The organism is Streptomyces sp. NPDC025638 (genome assembly GCF_055558775.1).
In genome coordinates, this window is sequence record NZ_JBVHLX010000006.1 from 330,098 (window position 1) to 347,511 (window position 17,414).

15 protein-coding genes are annotated in these 17,414 nt (G+C 71.4%); 8 read left to right on the forward strand and 7 right to left on the reverse strand.

The window, feature by feature from the left end; translation table 11 throughout:
• The first annotated feature begins 78 nt into the window (after positions 1 to 78).
• Positions 79 to 1,632: a protein kinase domain-containing protein gene (locus ACZ4EG_RS18560; RefSeq protein ID WP_453547076.1), complete on the forward strand. Its 1,554-nt coding sequence runs from the start codon at positions 79 to 81 to the stop codon at positions 1,630 to 1,632.
• 92 nt (positions 1,633 to 1,724) lie between these two features.
• Here the strand turns inward: ACZ4EG_RS18560 and ACZ4EG_RS18565 are convergent, their stop codons facing one another.
• A complete protein-coding gene (locus ACZ4EG_RS18565) occupies positions 1,725 to 2,768 on the reverse strand; it encodes a phosphotransferase (RefSeq protein WP_467791296.1) in 1,044 nt (347 codons plus the stop codon).
• A 492-nt stretch (positions 2,769 to 3,260) separates the two neighbouring features.
• Here ACZ4EG_RS18565 and pdhA point away from each other — a divergent pair, with 492 nt between their 5' ends.
• Genes pdhA through ACZ4EG_RS18580 form a run of 3 tightly spaced genes read left to right on the forward strand, consistent with a single transcriptional unit; the run spans position 3,261 to position 6,847 of the window.
• Positions 3,261 to 4,451 carry a pyruvate dehydrogenase (acetyl-transferring) E1 component subunit alpha gene (gene pdhA, locus ACZ4EG_RS18570; RefSeq protein ID WP_467791297.1) on the forward strand — a complete coding sequence of 397 codons (1,191 nt, stop codon included), beginning with the start codon at positions 3,261 to 3,263 and terminating at the stop codon, positions 4,449 to 4,451.
• A 1-nt stretch (position 4,452) separates the two neighbouring features.
• Entirely contained in the window at positions 4,453 to 5,430 is a 978-nt protein-coding gene (locus tag ACZ4EG_RS18575; RefSeq protein WP_363296231.1) for an alpha-ketoacid dehydrogenase subunit beta, read from the forward strand.
• Between the two features lie 10 nt (positions 5,431 to 5,440).
• Positions 5,441 to 6,847 carry a dihydrolipoamide acetyltransferase family protein gene (locus ACZ4EG_RS18580; protein ID WP_467791298.1) on the forward strand — a complete coding sequence of 469 codons (1,407 nt, stop codon included), beginning with the start codon at positions 5,441 to 5,443 and terminating at the stop codon, positions 6,845 to 6,847.
• A 73-nt stretch (positions 6,848 to 6,920) separates the two neighbouring features.
• Here ACZ4EG_RS18580 and ACZ4EG_RS18585 read toward each other — a convergent pair whose 3' ends face one another.
• A complete protein-coding gene (locus tag ACZ4EG_RS18585) occupies positions 6,921 to 7,823 on the reverse strand; it encodes a D-alanyl-D-alanine carboxypeptidase family protein (RefSeq protein WP_467791299.1) in 903 nt (300 codons plus the stop codon).
• A gap of 190 nt (positions 7,824 to 8,013) precedes the next feature.
• Between ACZ4EG_RS18585 and ACZ4EG_RS18590 the strand changes: the two genes are divergently transcribed.
• Both ACZ4EG_RS18590 and ACZ4EG_RS18595 read left to right on the forward strand, forming a co-directional pair.
• Positions 8,014 to 8,664, forward strand: coding sequence for a GntR family transcriptional regulator (locus ACZ4EG_RS18590; protein WP_453547084.1), 651 nt, complete (start codon positions 8,014 to 8,016; stop codon positions 8,662 to 8,664).
• Positions 8,661 to 9,956: an MFS transporter gene (locus ACZ4EG_RS18595; RefSeq protein ID WP_453547086.1), complete on the forward strand. Its 1,296-nt coding sequence runs from the start codon at positions 8,661 to 8,663 to the stop codon at positions 9,954 to 9,956. The genes ACZ4EG_RS18590 and ACZ4EG_RS18595 overlap by 4 nt, the downstream gene beginning before the upstream one ends.
• A 1-nt stretch (position 9,957) precedes the next feature.
• On the opposite strand, the gene ACZ4EG_RS18600 is transcribed toward ACZ4EG_RS18595, so the two are convergent.
• Both ACZ4EG_RS18600 and ACZ4EG_RS18605 read right to left on the reverse strand, forming a co-directional pair.
• Positions 9,958 to 10,749 carry an SAM-dependent methyltransferase gene (locus ACZ4EG_RS18600; RefSeq protein WP_467791300.1) on the reverse strand — a complete coding sequence of 264 codons (792 nt, stop codon included), beginning with the start codon at positions 10,747 to 10,749 and terminating at the stop codon, positions 9,958 to 9,960.
• 87 nt (positions 10,750 to 10,836) lie between these two features.
• Positions 10,837 to 11,661, reverse strand: a complete 825-nt coding sequence (locus ACZ4EG_RS18605; RefSeq protein ID WP_467791301.1) for a maleylpyruvate isomerase family mycothiol-dependent enzyme — start codon at positions 11,659 to 11,661, stop codon at positions 10,837 to 10,839.
• Between the two features lie 214 nt (positions 11,662 to 11,875).
• On the opposite strand from ACZ4EG_RS18605, the gene ACZ4EG_RS18610 reads away from it, so the two are divergent.
• Complete coding sequence (locus ACZ4EG_RS18610) at positions 11,876 to 12,676, forward strand: carbon-nitrogen family hydrolase (protein WP_467791302.1); 801 nt, start codon at positions 11,876 to 11,878, stop codon at positions 12,674 to 12,676.
• A 46-nt stretch (positions 12,677 to 12,722) separates the two neighbouring features.
• On the opposite strand, the gene ACZ4EG_RS18615 is transcribed toward ACZ4EG_RS18610, so the two are convergent.
• The 3 genes from ACZ4EG_RS18615 to ACZ4EG_RS18625 are packed head-to-tail and all read right to left on the reverse strand — an operon-like array spanning position 12,723 to position 16,961.
• The gene (locus ACZ4EG_RS18615) at positions 12,723 to 15,404 is read right to left on the reverse strand and encodes a SpoIIE family protein phosphatase (protein ID WP_467791303.1); all 2,682 of its coding nucleotides are present in this window, start codon (positions 15,402 to 15,404) and stop codon (positions 12,723 to 12,725) included.
• 43 nt (positions 15,405 to 15,447) lie between these two features.
• Positions 15,448 to 15,942 carry an LURP-one-related/scramblase family protein gene (locus ACZ4EG_RS18620; protein WP_467791304.1) on the reverse strand — a complete coding sequence of 165 codons (495 nt, stop codon included), beginning with the start codon at positions 15,940 to 15,942 and terminating at the stop codon, positions 15,448 to 15,450.
• Between the two features lie 32 nt (positions 15,943 to 15,974).
• Positions 15,975 to 16,961 carry a helix-turn-helix domain-containing protein gene (locus ACZ4EG_RS18625; protein WP_453547100.1) on the reverse strand — a complete coding sequence of 329 codons (987 nt, stop codon included), beginning with the start codon at positions 16,959 to 16,961 and terminating at the stop codon, positions 15,975 to 15,977.
• A 52-nt stretch (positions 16,962 to 17,013) separates the two neighbouring features.
• Here ACZ4EG_RS18625 and ACZ4EG_RS18630 point away from each other — a divergent pair, with 52 nt between their 5' ends.
• Entirely contained in the window at positions 17,014 to 17,409 is a 396-nt protein-coding gene (locus ACZ4EG_RS18630) for a cupin domain-containing protein (protein WP_453547102.1), read from the forward strand.
• Positions 17,410 to 17,414 lie beyond the last annotated feature (5 nt).

Consider the following 17,414-nt stretch of genomic DNA (forward strand, 5'->3'; position numbering starts at 1 on the left):
GCCCGGAGGCTGTAGCGTGGCCGACGGAGACCGTAACAACACCGCGCGCACCGCGGGCAGAAACGACGGCGAGGACTGATGGCACAGACGCAGCGCGCCCAGGGCCCGTCCGACCCCGAGGCGTCCGGCGGCGGCATGTCAGACGCGCCGGAGATGTGGGGCAACGGAGGGCTCGTCGGCGACGGCCGGTACCGGCTGACCCATCGGCTCGGCCGGGGTGGCATGGCGGAGGTGTTCGCGGCCGAGGACGTACGCCTCGGGCGCACGGTCGCGGTCAAGCTGCTGCGCGCCGACCTCGCCGAGGACCCGACCTCCAAGGCCCGCTTCACGCGCGAGGCCCAGTCGGTGGCCGGTCTCAACCACCACGCGATCGTCGCCGTGTACGACTCCGGTGAGGACTTCGTGGGCGGCCAGTCGGTGCCGTACATCGTGATGGAGCTGGTCGAGGGTCGCACCATCCGCGATCTGCTGATCAACGCCGAGGCGCCGGGCCCCGAGCAGGCCCTGATCATCGTCTCCGGTGTCCTGGAGGCGCTGGCCTACTCGCACCAGCACGGCATCGTGCACCGCGACATCAAGCCGGCCAACGTCATCATCACCACCAACGGTGCCGTCAAGGTGATGGACTTCGGCATCGCCCGCGCGCTGCACGGCGCGTCCACGACGATGACGCAGACCGGCATGGTCATGGGCACGCCCCAGTACCTGTCGCCGGAGCAGGCGCTCGGCAAGGCCGTCGACCACCGCTCCGACCTGTACGCGGTGGGCTGCCTGCTGTACGAACTGCTCGCGCTGCGGCCCCCGTTCACGGGCGAGACCCCGCTGTCGGTGGTCTACCAGCACGTGCAGGACATCCCCAAGCCTCCCTCCGAGGTCTCCGAGTCCGTTCCGCCGGAGCTCGACGGCCTGGTCATGCGCTCGCTCGCCAAGGAGCCGGACGACCGCTTCCAGACGGCCGAGGAGATGCGCGGCCTGGTCCAGTACGGCCTGCAGATGCTGTACGACCACGGCGGCCACACCGGCACCTGGAACACCGGGCCGGTGACGATGCACGACGGCCGGCACACCCCGGCCGGAGGCTTCGCCGGCACGACCGCCATGCCGCACCCGGCGCACGCCTCAGGCACCACCCAGATCCCGCAGCCGATCCTGCCCGCCGGGTACGGAAGCGGCGACGACGGCGGCTTCGAGGCGTACGGCAACAAGGGCGGCGGCCGCGGCAAGCTGTGGATCCTCGCCGTCCTCGCGGTGATCGCCATCGTGGCGGGGGTGGCGCTGGCGCTGAAGAACACCGGCAACGGCACCGGTGGCAGCGGCACCACGCAGTCACCCACCACCTCGCAGACCACGAAGCACGAGAAGGCCACCCAGAGCCCGACCGACGAGGCGACGGACCAGCCCACGGACGAGGCCACGGGCGACACCACGGACCCGGGCACCGGTTCCGACTACACGCCCTCGTACACCCCGTCGTACACCCCGTCCGAGAGCCCGACCAGCGAACCGACCGACGAGCCGACCGACCCGACGCCCTCGGACGAGCCGACGGATCCTGGGACCCCGTCGCAGCCGCAGTCCTCGGACCCGGCGACGGACCCGACGGGCAACCCGGGCGCCACGGGCGGGCCTTGAAGGGCACCGGCTGAAACGCCGGCCTTCTGACACGACCGCCACGCGCGCGTGAGAGCCGATCGATGCCTCACGCGCGCGTGCTGCTCGAGGGCTCATTCCACGAACGCGTCGCACACGGCGTCGTACTCCCGCGTCCACCACACCGCGAGCGCCGACGCGGCCGGGAACTGGGGGTCCGCGCGGGTGTCGCCGCGCTCGTAGTGCCAGCGCAGCATCCAGAAGTCGTTGAGCCGCTCCCACCACACGCGGTGCACGGCCGCCGCCAGCTCCGAGGGCGTGGCCCCGGCCGCGCGCCGGTACGCGCGCGCGTACTCCCGCACCTTCGGCAGGTCGAGCGCGCCGGCGGGCCGTACGAAGAAGATCGCGGCGGCCCGTACGGCCTCCTCCGCGCGGGGCTGCACACCGAGCCGGTCCCAGTCGACGATCGCGGCGGGCGCGTCACCCTTGTAGAGCAGGTTGAAGGGGTGGAAGTCCCCGTGCACCCAGCCCACGGAGCCGCCGCGCGGGGGGCGCCGGTCCGCGTGCTGTTCGAGGAGTGCGCGGCGTTCGAGCAGCCGGTGCCGGGCCAGTTCGTCGAAGGCGTCGGCCGGGCGGTGGCGGCTGACGTGGGCGAGCAGTTCGTCGATGAGGGCGAAGGTGTCGGCGGGGTCGGCGCTCTTCACGGGGTGCGGGCCGGCGGCCGGGCGCGTGCGCCCCTTGGGCGGCATCACCCGCTCCAGGGCGGCGTGCACGGCTCCCAGCAGCGCCCCGAGCCGCACGCACTGTCCGGGCGTGAGCTGGCCCCCGTGGCGGTGCCTGCCGTCGATCCAGGGGTGCAGGGCGTAGGCGTGGCCGCCGACGACCGCGACGGTGCGCCCGTCGCGGCCGGGGAGCGGCGGGGCGACGGGGACGCCCAGGTCGGCCAGGCGCTGGGTGGCGCGGTGCCGGCGCTCGATGGCGGCCGGATCGGCGGTGTCGGGGTCGAAGTGGTGCTTGAGGAAGTAGCGGCCGCGGGTGGTGCACAGCCGGTAGCCACGGTTGAGCAGACCCTGCTCGACGGGCTCGCAGGCGAGGGCGGAACCGGCGGCGTACAGACGGAGCAGGGCGCCCAGAGGGGGCGCAAGGGGTACTAGGGGTGGTACACATGAGCGCGGCACGCGCCAGATGTTAGGGCACCCGCGGAGGCGGTGAGCTGGGGCTTGTCACAGGCAGTCGCATTCGTTCACGGTCAGTGCTCGAAGTGTCGCCGACTCTGCCGTTTGCGTGAAATAAGCCGATACAGCCCCTTTTCTGTGCCAGGTCGGTTTCGGACGTCGACTCTTCCCGTGGCCGGGGTGTGCGGGATAACGTGCCGTTGCTCCGGCCTCCTGCAAGGCTGTGACCAGCGACCTTCCCGTCCGCGCCGATTTTACTTGGAAATCCAAGCAAAATCGCAGGTCAGGAGGGGTTTCACAGAAATGTGGAGCACTGGGTAACGTGACGTTTGCAGGGCGCTCGCCGGGGCACCTGTCACGCCTGTTCCCGGCCGAGCGGCACCCACCCCGTGCACGGGTTTCGGAACAGGTGAGCCGCTCTCCCGAGCTCAAAAGAGCAAGGGGGACCCCCAGCTCACCGGCAACCCCGGGGGCCGGATCGACGGAGGAGCACACGTGACCGTGGACAGCAGTGCCGCGAGCAAGCCGCGACGCAGCACCGCAGGCAAGGCCGGCACCACCGGCACCAAGCGCACCACCCGCAGCACTGCGCAGAAGAGCTCCGAACCCGAGCTCGTGCAGCTGCTGACGCCGGAGGGCAAGCGGGTCAAGAACGCCGAGTACGACGGATACGTCGCCGGCATCACCCCGGACGAGCTGCGCGGCCTGTACCGCGACATGGTGCTCACCCGCCGCTTCGACGCCGAGGCCACCTCCCTGCAGCGCCAGGGCGAGCTGGGCCTGTGGGCCTCGCTGCTCGGCCAGGAGGCCGCCCAGATCGGCTCCGGCCGGGCCCTGCGCGACGACGACTACGTCTTCCCGACCTACCGCGAGCACGGCGTGGCCTGGTGCCGCGGGGTCGACCCGACCAACCTGCTCGGCATGTTCCGCGGTGTGAACCACGGCGGCTGGGACCCGAACAGCAACAACTTCCACCTCTACACGATCGTCATCGGCTCCCAGGCGCTGCACGCCACGGGCTACGCGATGGGCATCACCAAGGACGGTGCGGACTCGGCGGTCATCGCCTACTTCGGCGACGGCGCCTCCAGCCAGGGCGACGTGTCCGAGGCCTTCAACTTCGCCGCGGTCTACAACGCTCCCGTCGTGTTCTTCTGCCAGAACAACCAGTGGGCCATCTCCGAGCCGACCGAGAAGCAGACCCGGGTGCCGCTCTACCAGCGCGCGCAGGGCTTCGGCTTCCCGGGCGTGCGGGTCGACGGCAACGACGTGCTGGCCTGCCTCGCGGCCACCCAGTGGGCGCTGGAGCGCGCCCGCGCCGGTGAGGGCCCGACGCTGATCGAGGCGTACACGTACCGCATGGGCGCCCACACCACCTCGGACGACCCCACCCGCTACCGCCACGACGACGAGCGGGCGTCCTGGGAGGCGAAGGACCCGATCCTGCGCCTTCGCCGGTTCCTGGAGTCCGCAAACCACGCGGACGAGGGATTCTTCGCGGAACTCGAAGCGGAGAGCGAAGCGTTGGGCAAACGAGTACGCGAAGTGGTCCGATCCATGCCGGACCCGGACGACTTCGCCATGTTCGAGAACGTGTACGCGGACGGGCACGCGCTCGTCGACGAGGAGCGAGCCCAGTTCGCCGCCTACCAGGCGTCGTTCGCGGACGCAGAGGGGGGCAACTGACATGGCCGAGAAGATGGCGCTCGCCAAGGCGATCAACGAATCCCTGCGCAAGGCCCTGGAGTCCGACCCCAAGGTCCTCGTCATGGGTGAGGACGTCGGCAAGCTCGGCGGAGTCTTCCGTGTGACGGACGGACTGCAGAAGGACTTCGGCGAGAGCCGGGTCATCGACACCCCGCTCGCCGAGTCCGGCATCGTCGGCACCGCGATCGGCCTGGCCCTGCGCGGCTACCGCCCGGTCGTGGAGATCCAGTTCGACGGCTTCGTCTTCCCGGCGTACGACCAGATCGTCACCCAGCTCGCGAAGATGCACGCCCGCTCCCTGGGCAAGGTCAAGATGCCGGTCGTCATCCGCATCCCCTACGGCGGTGGCATCGGCGCGGTCGAGCACCACTCCGAGTCCCCCGAGGCCCTGTTCGCGCACGTGGCGGGCCTGAAGATCGTCAGCCCCTCCAACGCGTCGGACGCCTACTGGATGATGCAGCAGGCCATCCAGAGCGACGACCCGGTGATCTACTTCGAGCCCAAGCGGCGCTACTGGGACAAGGCCGAGGTCAGCACCGAGGCCATCCCGGGTCCGCTGCACAAGGCCCGCGTCGCCCGCGAGGGCACCGACCTGACCCTCGTCGCCTACGGCCCGATGGTGAAGCTCTGCCAGGAGGCCGCCGACGCGGCCGCCGAGGAGGGCAAGTCCCTGGAGGTCGTGGACCTGCGCTCGGTCTCCCCGCTCGACTTCGACACCGTCCAGGCCTCGGTCGAGAAGACCCGCCGCCTGGTCGTGGTCCACGAGGCGCCGGTGTTCTTCGGCTCGGGCGCGGAGATCGCCGCCCGGATCACGGAGCGCTGCTTCTACCACCTGGAGGCCCCTGTGCTCCGGGTGGGCGGCTACCACGCCCCGTATCCGCCGGCGCGCCTGGAGGAGTCGTATCTTCCGGACCTGGACCGGGTGCTCGACGCCGTCGACCGTGCCCTGGCGTACTGAGGAGAGGGTCGTGACGACGATGACGGAAGCGTCCGTACGCGAGTTCAAGATGCCCGACGTGGGCGAGGGGCTCACCGAGGCCGAGATCCTCAAGTGGTATGTGCAGCCGGGCGACAAGGTGACCGACGGCCAGGTGGTGTGCGAGGTCGAGACCGCGAAGGCGGCCGTCGAACTCCCCATCCCCTACGACGGCGTGGTCCGCGAACTGCACTTCCCCGAGGGCACCACGGTGGACGTGGGCACGGCGATCATCGCGGTGGACGTCGCGGGCGGGGCCCCCGCCGAGGCGCCCGCACCGGCTCTGGCCGTGCAGCCCGAGGAGGAGCAGAAGCCGGAGGGCCGCCAGCCGGTGCTGGTCGGCTACGGCGTCGCCGCCTCCTCGACCAAGCGCCGCCCGCGCAAGGGCACCGAGGCCACGGCCCCGGCGGCCGCGCAGGCGGTCCAGACCGAGCTGAACGGCCACGGTCCCGCTCCCGCCGTCGCCCAGCCGCGCCCGCTGGCCAAGCCCCCGGTGCGCAAGCTGGCGAAGGACCTCGGCGTCGACCTGGCCACGGTGGTCCCGTCGGGCCCCGACGGCATCATCACGCGCGAGGACGTGCACGCGGCGGTGTCGGCGGTCACGGCGGTCGCGCCCGCGGCTGTCGAGCCCGTGGTGACGGCACCCGCCGCCGTGACGCCTCCGGCGCCGGCCGTGACGTACGACGGCGCGCGCGAGACCCGTGTCCCGGTCAAGGGCGTCCGCAAGGCGACCGCGCAGGCCATGGTCGGCTCGGCGTTCACGGCGCCGCACGTCACGGAGTTCGTGACGGTGGACGTGACGCGCACGATGCGGCTCGTCGAGGAGATCAAGCGGGCCCCCGAGAAATACGAGATGCAGGGCCTGCGGGTCAACCCGCTGCTGCTGGTCGCCAAGGCCCTGCTGGTCGCCATCAAGCGCCACCCGGACGTCAACGCGTCCTGGGACGAGGCGAACCAGGAGATCGTGCTCAAGCACTACGTCAACCTGGGCATCGCCGCCGCCACCCCGCGTGGCCTGATCGTCCCGAACATCAAGGACGCGCACGCCAAGACGCTGCCGCAGCTCGCGGAGGCCCTCGGCGAGCTGGTCGCGACGGCGCGGGAGGGCAGGACGTCCCCCGCCGCGATGCAGGGCGGCACGGTGACGATCACCAACGTCGGCGTCTTCGGCGTCGACACCGGCACGCCGATCCTGAACTCCGGCGAGTCCGCGATCCTCGCGGTCGGCGCGATCAAGCTCCAGCCGTGGGTCCACAAGGGCAAGGTGAAGCCGCGTCAGGTCACCACCCTGGCGCTGAGCTTCGACCACCGGCTGGTGGACGGCGAGCTGGGCTCCAAGGTGCTGGCCGACGTGGCGGCGATCCTGGAGCAGCCGAAGCGGCTGATCACCTGGGCGTAACCGCCGGCAAACGCAGAAACGCAGAACGGGCCCGTCGTGACGACGACGGGCCCGTTCGCGGTGCCGGTGGGCGTCAGCCCAGCTTGGCGTAGCCGTAGTTGACGAGCTTCTTCACGTCCGACGTGCGGTCGGCCGCCGAGGGGGCGGTCATGACGGCGCCCATGACCGACTTGCCGTTCAGCGTGGCGGCGAAGACGAGGCAGTAGTGGGCTTCGGTGCCCGATCCGGTCTTGATGCCGAGCACGCCGTTCCAGCCGAGCAGGGTGTTGGTGTTGGTCCACGTGCCCATCGTGCGCGTGGCGCCGGAGCTCGTGATCGTCTTCGCCGTGTACGACTTGGTCTTCACGACGGTCTTGAACGTGGTGCTCTTCATCGCGCTGCGGGCGAGCAGCGTCAGGTCCTTCGCCGAGGAGTAGTTGGAGCCGTTGCTGATGCCGTCGAACGAGTCGAAGTGCGTGTTCGTCATGCCGAGGTTCTTGGCCGTCGTGTTCATCTTCGAGATGAACGACTTCACGCGCGCGCTGACCGACGTACCGGAGCCGTACTTGTCGGCGAGGGCCATCGCGGCGTCGCAGCCGGACGGCAGCATCATCCCGTACAGCAGTTGACGGACGGTGACCTTGTCACCGACGATCAGGTGGGCCGACGAAGGGTAGCCCTTGGAGACCATGTAGTCACTGATCGCCTTCTTGATCGTGACCTTGGCGTCAAGGTTCAGGTTCGACTGCGAGAGCACCACCTTGGCGGTCATGATCTTCGTGGTGGAGGCGGTGAGCCGGTGGGTGTTCTCGTACTTCTTGAACAGGGTCGCGCCGGTGGCGCTGTTCATCAGGTACCCGCTCTTGGCGGTGATGGTGGGCGTGGTGACGGCCTGCGCCGGTGCCGCGGTGATGGCTCCGGTGGCGAGCACTGCGCCGGTCGTCACGGCGACGGCTACGGCTCTGCGGAGGCGGATGCCCTTAATGCCGGTAATCAAGTCAAATACCCCGAATGGTGTCGAATGCCCCAGTGGTGCGGCCGAGTTGAGTTGGCAAGTGGAGTGGGGCCGCACGTGTGTGACACGTAAGTAGCACAGAAGGTTGTGTTGTCCCTGAGGGAATTTTTCGGCCCGTCCGCATGATGGACCGCCACCCCCCATGCGTGCGTGTTGTATCTATCCTGTGGGCATGAGTCTGGCCGTCAAGCAGCCCCCCGCCGCCGACCGCGTCTACAGCCATGTCAAGCAGGGTGTCTTGGACCGCCGTTACGAGGGCGGCACGCTGCTCACCGAGGGCGAGCTGGCCGAGGCCGTCGGTGTCTCGCGCACACCGGTGCGCGAGGCGCTGCTGCGGCTCGAGGTGGAAGGACTCATCAAGCTCTACCCGAAGAAGGGCGCCCTGGTGCTGCCCGTCTCCGCGCAGGAGATCGCGGACGTCGTGGAGACCCGGCTGCTGGTGGAGGAGCACGCGGCCCGCAAGGCCGTTCCCACACCGGCGGGTCTGATCGAGCGTCTGGAGGAGCTGCTCGCCCGGCAGAAGGAGCAGGCCGCCGCCGGTGATCTGGCCGCCGCCGCGGTCACCGACCGCTGTTTCCACGCCGAGATCGTGCGCAGCGGCGGCAACGAGATCCTCTCCCGGCTCTACGACCAGCTCCGTGACCGCCAGCTGCGCATGGGCGTCGCCGTCATGCACTCCCACCCCGACCGGATCGCCAAGACGCTCATGGAGCACGAGGAGATCCTCGACGCGCTGCGCTCCGGTGACGCGGAGGGGGCCGTCGGGATCGTGCACCGGCACGTGAGCTGGTTCTCACACCTCGCACGGGGTGAGGTGCGATGAGGAACGCCACCCTTCCGGGTGACCCTCCGGGCGGCCGCCGCGCCGTCGCCGTCTGGGGCATCGGCGTCTCGGTCTACTTCGTCGCCGTCATCTTCCGGACGTCCCTGGGGGTCGCCGGACTGGACGCGGCCGACCGCTTCCAGGTCAACGCCTCGGCCCTGTCCACGTTCTCGATCCTCCAGCTCCTGGTCTACGCCGGCATGCAGATACCCGTGGGCCTGCTCGTCGACCGGCTGGGCACCAAGAAGGTGCTGAGCATCGGGGCCGTGCTCTTCACCGCGGGACAGCTGGGCTTCGCCTTCTCACCGTCGTACGGCATGGCCCTCGCCTCGCGCGCGCTGCTCGGCTGCGGTGACGCGATGACGTTCATCAGCGTGCTGCGCCTGGGCACCCGCTGGTTCCCGGTGCGGCGCGGGCCGCTGGTCGCGCAGCTCGCGGGACTGGTCGGCATGGCGGGCAACCTGGTCTCCACCCTGCTGCTGGCCCGGCTGCTGCACGGCATCGGCTGGACCCCGGCGTTCGCGGGCAGCGCGCTGGCGGGCGCGGTCGTCCTCGTCCTCGTTCTGCTCTTCCTGAAGGACCACCCCGAGGGCCACGAGCCCGAGCCCTTCCCGCACCGGGGCGCGGCCTACGTACGCCGGCAGATCGCCGCGTCCTGGCGGGAGCCGGGCACCCGCCTGGGCCTGTGGGTGCACTTCACCACCCAGTTCCCGGCGATGGTGTTCCTGCTGCTGTGGGGCCTTCCGTTCCTGGTCCAGGCCCAGGGACTGAGCCGCGCCACCGCGGGCGGACTGCTGACCCTGGTCGTCCTGTCGAACATGGTGGTCGGCCTGGTCTACGGCCAGATCGTGGCCCGGCACCACGCGGCGCGGCTGCCGCTTGCCCTGGGCACGGTCGCGGCGACCGCCGTCGTATGGGCCGCGACCCTGCTCTATCCGGCCGACCGGGCGCCGATGTGGCTCCTCGTCGTGCTGTGCTCGGTGCTGGGCGCGTGCGGTCCCGCGTCGATGATCGGCTTCGACTTCGCCCGGCCTGCCAACCCGCCCGAGCGACAGGGCACCGCGTCCGGGATCACCAACATGGGTGGTTTCGTCGCCTCGATGACGACCCTGTTCGCGATCGGCGTCCTGCTGGACGCCACCGGCGACAACTACAGCGTGGCCTTTTCGGCGGTGTTCGTCCTGCAGGCGCTGGGCGTGAGTCAGATCCTGCGGCTGCGCAGCCGGGCGGTGCGGCGGGAGCGGGAACGGCTGGTCGCCAGCCGGGTGGAGACGGTGCACGTCCCCGCGTGAGTCAGCCGGCCGCGGCGACCGGTACGAGGGTGAGATAGACGATGCCCAGGATGCCGCGGTAGGTGAGCCACCGGGCCCGGTGCCGGTCGAGGTCCGCGCGCGTCTCGGCCGCCCGGGGATGGTCCGGATGCCCGGCGAGCCACACCTCGGTGTCCGCCTGGTACGCCGACTCGAACTCCTCCCACTCGTCCAGGCTCGCGGTCTCCATCCACTCGGCTCGGAACCCCGCCTCTACCGCGAGGCCGACGAGCCGGGCCGGGTCGTAGTGCTGGCCCGCCTCGGCCCCGGGCCACATGCCCGCCAGCTCGGCCGGCGTCGGCGGCCGCTCCCAGAAGCCCTCGCCGAGCACCACACGCCCGCCGTCGGAGACCAGCCGCCGCAGCTCGCGCAGGGCCTCCAGGGTGTGCCCGGGGGGCTCGGCGGCGCTCAGGGCATGGCTGGCCCCGAGACACAGCACCAGGTCGGCGGGCCCGCGCTTCGTCCCCTCGGCGGACTCCTCGACGAACTCCACCCGGTCCGCGAGCCCCCGCGCCCCGGCGCTCTGCCGGCCCCGCTCCAGATCCTCGCCGCGCACATCGATCCCGGTCCCACGGGCGTCCGGTACGGCGTCCAGGACGCGGAGCATCAACTCGCCCCAGCCGCAGCCCACGTCGAGCACGCTGCCGGGCCGCAGCCGCGCGAGACGGCCGACCAGCGCGGCCGCGCGGGCCTCGGAGAGCGGGCCGTGGAAGGTCAGCCGGGTCAGGCGGGGCGGTCGGTCGTCGGTCCGGGGCGTGGCCACTGTGTCCGTCATGGCGGGCACGCTAGTTACCGGCAGCGGACCGGCGACACCGAATTATCCGACCGCGGACGGCCGTACCGGTCGACCGCGCGGGCGGCCCTACTGCGTGACCGTGAAGTTCCGCAGGACGGCCGCCGTCAGCTCCGGGTCGCCCTCCGTCTTCACCCGCTCGCCCGCGGCATCCGGTGTCAGACGGCCGCAGGCCAGCCGGACATAGGTCTCCCAGTCCAGGGTGAAGGAGGCGGCGGGGCCGAGTGCGGGGGCCGTCTCCAGGGTGCCGCGGCCCTGGATGTCGACGCGGATGGTGCGCAGGAACTCCACGGGCCCGTACACGTCGAAGACGATCGCCGAACTGCGCGGGGCGTTCGCCCGGTCGGCGACGACGCGGGGCAGCTCGGCGAGCAGCACGTCACGGGTGATGTGCGCGCCCGGGGAGTCGAGGTTGCCCGGCTGCCCCAGGGCCGTGCGCAGATCCTGCTCATGGACCCACACGTCGAAGGCGCGGTTGCGCATGGCCTCCTCAAGTGTGATCTCGGTGCCGAGCGGGCCGCGCACCTTGTGGCCGGGCTCGCGCGACTCGTTCCGCAGCTGGCGGTTGCGGCGGATGATCGTGTACTCCAGCTCGGAGGTCATCTCCGGGGCCGTGTGATGGCGGCGGACGTCGACCTGCATTTCCATGTACCGCTGGTGTTCGTTCGTCACATGGAACAGGTCGCGCGGCAGCGCGTGGATGGGGCGCGGGTCGCCGAGCAGTTCACAGTCCATGCCGATGACATGGGAGACGATGTCGCGGACCGACCATCCGGGGCATGGGGTCCGCCGGTTCCATTCACCCTCGACAAGAGGCTGCACCAGCTCGGATATCGCATCGATGGAGTGGGTCCAGGCGTCGGCGTAGGGCTGGAGGGTGGGATGCAGACTCACGGAACGGGACCCCTCGGCGGTCGGTACACGGGCAGGTTGGGCGGCGGTGCCAGGGACGTGCCTGTCGGCGGGTGTCTTGGAACTCCCCCAGGCTCTCGGCTTTGCTCGAACAGGGGGGACCCCCAAGTTACGCTGCTGTGAGGCACCCCGGCAGTGCTTTCGTGTGACGATCGTAGGCCCGTGTGGACGGCTCGAATGCCAGGACGGTGGTAGTGTGCGCGCCTCGCTGATCCAGATCGCCGTAGATGAGGGCGAATCGGTCGAATCCCGTCGGCGGCGGGTCGCCGCGCTGGTACGGGACCAGGCCGACTCCGATCTCGTCGTGCTGCCCGAGCTGTGGACGACGGGCGCCTTCGCGTACGAGGAGTTCGCTCGCGAGGCCGAGCCGCTCGAAGGCCCGACGTACGAGGTGATGGCGAAGGCCGCGAGCGAGGCGGGTGTCTGGCTGCACGCGGGCTCGATCCCGGAGCGCGACCCCGACGGCCCCCTCTACAACACGTCCCTGGTCTTCTCCCCCTCCGGTGATCTGGTCGCGGCCTACCGCAAGATCCACCGCTTCGGCTTCGACAAGGGCGAGGCCGTCCTGATGGGCGCGGGGCAGGATCTGGTGACGATCCGTCTGCCCGGGACCACCCTTGGCGTGGCCACCTGTTACGACCTCCGTTTCCCCGAACTCTTCCGCGGGCTCGTCGACGCCGGCGCCGAGACGCTGGTGATCCCGGCGGGCTGGCCCGAGCGCCGGCGCGCGCACTGGACGCTGCTGGCCAGGGCGCGGGCGGTCGAGAACCAGGCGTTCGTGCTCGCGTGTGGAACGTCCGGGACCCACGGACGGGTTCCGCAGGCGGGTCACTCGATCGTGGTCGATCCCTGGGGCGACGTGCTGGCGGAGGCGGGAGCCGAGGAGCAGGTGCTCACCGTGGAGTTCGACCCGGGACGGGTGGCGACGATCCGGGAGCAGTTCCCGGCGCTCAAGGACCGGGTGCTGGGGCTGGCGCCCCCGCGCCGCGGCCTCTAGAGCGCGTAGGGAGCGCGTAGGGAGAGGCCGCGGCGGGCGGCGGCTCCTACGTCTCGTCCCGCCCGGCCGGCAGCGGCTGTTCCGCCCAGACGACCTTGCCCTCGGCCGTGTAACGGGTGCCCCAGCGTTCGGCGAACTGGGCCACCAGGAACAGGCCCCGTCCGTCCTCGTCCGTGGTGGACGCGCGGCGCAGATGCGGGGCCGTGCTGCTGCCGTCGGCGACCTCGCAGATCAGGGAGCGGTCGCGGATCAGACGGACGCGGATGGGGCCGTCGGCGTGCCGGATGGCGTTGGTGACCAGCTCGCTGAGGATCAGTTCGGTCGTGAAGGCGGACTCCGCGAGGCCCCAGGCCGCCAGCGTCCGGGCGGCCGAGGCACGGACCCGGCCGACGGCCGACGGTTCGGACGGCACGTCCCAGGCCGCCGTGCTGTCGGCGGCGAGCATCCGCGTACGGGCGACGACCAGGGCCACGTCGTCGCGCGGCCGCTCGGGCACCATGGCCTTCAGCACCGCCCGGCAGGTCGCCTCCGGTGTCCGGCCGGGCTGGGCCAGCGTCTGCCGCAGCAGCTCAAGACCCTCGTCGATGTCACGGTCGTGGTCCTCGACCAGCCCGTCCGTGTACAGCACCAGCGCGCTGCCCTCGGGAAGCTTCAGCCCGGTCATCTCGAACGGGAGGCGGCTGCCCAGGCCCAGCGGAGGCCCGCCGGGGACGTCGAGGAACTCCACGCTGCCGTCGGGACTGACGACGGCGGGCTGGAGATGCCCGGCGCGCGACAGGACGCACTGGCCGGAGCCGGGGTCGTAGACGGCGTACAGACAGGTGGCTCCGGTGACCGGCGGGCCCTCGTCGCCGGCGGCCCCGTCCTCGTCCTGGTCGATACGGGTCACCAGCTCGTCCAGGTGTCCCAGGAGCTCGTCGGGCGGGACGTCCAGGGTGGAGAAGTTGTGCACGGCGGTCCGCAGCCGGCCCATCGTGGCGGCCGCGTGCAGACCGTGGCCGACGACGTCCCCGACGACGAGCGCCACCCGGGCGCCGGGCAGCGGGATGACGTCGAACCAGTCCCCGCCGACCCCGCCCTGGGAGGCCTGCGCGGGCAGATAGCCGTAGGCCACGTCGAGGGCGCTCTGGTCGGGCAGGGCCCGGGGCAGCAGGCTGCGCTGCAGCGTGACGGCCATGGCGTGTTCGCGCGTGTAGCGGCGGGCGTTGTCGATGCTGACGGCGGCGCGCGCCACCAGCTCCTCGGCGAGGGAGACGTCGTCCTGTTCGAAGGACTTGCGCGGGCCGTACCGCCAGAAGGTGGCCACGCCCATGATGACGCCGCGGGCGCGCAGCGGAGCGGCGATCATCGAGTGGATCCCGAACTCCACGAGCCTCTGGGCCCGCTCCGGGTCCTGTGCCTGCCACCCGGAGAACGCGGCCAGGTCCGCCTCCAGCACGGCCACGCCGGTGCCGAAGCCGTTGGCCTGCGGGGTGGCCGGGACGAAGCGGATCAGCCGGCCGGCGCCGTAGAGCGGGCTGTCCTCCCGCACACCGCGGAACGCGACGCGCCGCATGTCCGGGGAACCGTCCCCGGGCTCCCCGCCGCGCAGGACGGGATCGGCCAGGTCGATGGTGACGAAGTCGGCGAACCGGGGTACCACGACGTCCGCCAGTTCCTGGGCGGTGCGGGTCACGTCGAGGCGGGTGCCGACCTCCAGCCCGGCGTCGTACAGCAGTTTGAGGCGCTCCTGGGCCTGGTCCGCCCGGCCGCTGAGGGCCTGCAGCTCGGTGGTGTCCCGCAGGGTCGCGACGCTGCCCGGCGGTCCGCCCTCACGGTCGGTCGGCCGCTGGTTGACGGCCAGCAACCGGCCGCGGGCCAGGTGCACCTCGTCGGTGGCGTCCCGTCCGGAGGTGAACAGCCGGGCCATGTCGCCGCCGATGTCCAGGTCGAGGGCCGGGCGTCCCTCCGCGTCCGCGGGCAGCCCGAGCAGCCGGCGCGCCTCGTCGTTGGCCAGCGCAAGCCTGCCCTCGCCGTCCAGGATCAGCACGCCCTCCCGCACGGAGTGCAGGACGGCGTCGTGATGTTCGTACATCCGGGTCATCTCGGCGGGCTCCAGACCGTGGGTCTGGTTGCGCAGCCGCCTGCTGACCAGGGCGGTGCCGGCGGTGGCGACGGCGAAAGCGACGGCGGCCGCGCCGATGAACACGGGCAGCTGGCGCGCGACGACCCCCGTCACCGCGGAGAGCCTGACCCCGGCGGCGACGAGACCGACGACCTTGCCGTGGGCGTCCTTCACGGGGACGACGGCGCGCACCGAGGGGCCCTGCGTGCCCGTGTAGGTCTCCCGGACGGTCCCGCCCTTCGCGGCGGGGCCGATCGTGCCGACGTAGTGCTTGCCGATCTGGCCGGGGTCGGGGTGCGTGTAGCGGACGCCGTTCTTGCTCATGGCCACGACGAAGTCGACATCGGATGCCTTCCGTGCCGCCTCGGCGCGCGGCTCCAGCACCGCGCTCGGGTCCGGACCCTGCATCGCCGCCGCGATGCCCGGCGAGTGCGCGAAGGTCTGGGCGACCGCGAGCGAGCGGTTGCGGGCCTCTCGTCCGCTGTCAGACCGCACCTGCAGCAGGACGGCGGCCACCGCGGCGACGACGAGGAGCACCACGATCGCCGCCTGAAGGACGAAGACCTGCTGGGCGACGGTGCGTGCGCTCAGCACCGAACGCAGGCGGCCGGGAAATCCCGCCATGCCTCTTTTCTAACACCGTTCCGCGGACCGGACACCGCGGCCGTCAGTCCGCCGCCCGCTCCTTCTCCGCGAGGTGGATCACGCACACGGCCACCGCGATCAGCAGCGCCGGGTCCGCGTCGTCCCGTACGACGTCGACGCCGTATGTCTCCCGGACGTGCAGCCAACGCCGGGAGATCACCGCGAGCAGCTCGCCGTCGTACTCGATGGCGAACTCACGGTCGAGGATCTTGCCGCTGACGTCCAGTTCCGTGCCGTCGGCCAGGGACACGCGGTAGTGGTTGCGAAGAAGGGAGAGCCGCTTGCGCCGAATGGTCGCCAGCGGCTCGCCGGCGCGCTGGACGAGCATGGTGTCGCGCAGCGAGAACACCTTCCGATGGATGTCGATCAGGACGCGCCCGTGCGTGTCCTTCAGCTCGAAGGTGTCGCGCAGCCGCATGGCCTTGCCGTCGACGAGGAAGACCTTGTCGCCGTGCTCGTCCTCGATCCAGTAGTCGTCACCGATGCCCAGGAGCCGGTCGCGTACGAGGAGTCTCATACGGTGACCGGTTCCCGGGAGCGGGCCGGTCATCACGGACGGGACCCGAAACGGCGGCGGTAGGCCGACGGGCTCAACCCCGTCTCGCGCCGCAGGCGTGCTCGCAGGTTGGCCGCCGTGCCGAGGCCGCTGCGGGACGCGACCACGTCCAGTCGTTCCTCTCCCCGCTCGATCAGACGGCAGGCCAGCGCGACGCGCTCCCCGGTCAGCCAGGCCAGCGGGGTGGTGCCCAGCTGGGTGCGGAAGCGGCGGTGGAGCGTGGCGGGGGAGAGCGCCGCGCGGGCCGCCAGGTCCGCCACCGTCAGTGGCTCGGCCAGCCGCTCCAGTGCCCAGGCCAGCAGCGGGCCGAGCGACGCGTCGGGGACCGCGGGGACCGGGCGCTCCACGAACTGTTGCTGGCCGCCGTCCCGGTGGGAGGCGAAGACGAGGCGCCGGGAGACCGCGTTGGCGATCTCGGCGCCGTGGTCCCGGCGCCAGATGTGCAGCCCCAGGTCGAGCGCGGCGGCGCTGCCCGCGGCGGTCAGGAGGTCGCCCTCGTCCACGAAGAGCACGTCCGGCTCCAGCCGTACCTTCGGGTGCAGCTTCCGGAAGGAGTCGGCCCACAGCCAGTGGGTGGTGGCCCGTCGGCCGTCGAGCAGCCCCGCCTCGGCGAGCGCGAAGCTGCCCGTGCAGAAGCTGACGACACGGGCGCCCCGGGCGTGTGTGCGCCGGATCGCGTCCAGGACCTCGGGCCCGCGCGGTACGACGTTGTCCGGGCGGCCGGGCACGACCAGGGTGTCCGCCTCGTCCACCGCCTCCAGGCCGGGCACCGCCGTCAGAGTGAAGAAGCCGTGGTTCATCCGCACGTCGGGCGTCGGCGCGCACAGCGTCACCTCGTACAGCGGCCGGGGCAGTCCCAGCTCGGGGCGTGGCAGCCCGAACAGTTCGGTGGCGACACCGACCTCGAACGGGTTCGTGCCCCCGTCGACGATCACGGCGACCCGATGGGGCCGCACCGGCTGAGAGGATCCTTGCGGCATATGCGATTTCTAGCACTCGTGCGACCGTGACGGCACCCCGCACGATGAGCCCATGGCATCCCACGAACCGGTCTCCCTGGCAGCGGCCCTCGCCTCCTTCGCCGAGCGGTGGAGCCCCCGCATCGTCACCACCGTCAACGACTACGACGTACGCGTGGCGAAGGTCGAGGGCGAGCACGTCTGGCACGTACACGATCACACCGACGAGTTCTTCCTGGTCCTCGGCGGCGAGCTGCACATCGCGCTCAGGGAACCGGCCGGCGAGCGCACGGTCGTCCTCCCCAGGGGCTCGGTGTTCACCGTCCCGCGCGGCACCGAGCACAAGCCCTCCGCCCCCGGGCCCGCCGAGATCCTGGTCTTCGAGCCCACCGGCACCCTCTCGGTGGGCGACCGGCACGACGAGGTCCCCGGGCACGTGGACGCGACCACCGGACACGCCCTGTCCTGACCGGG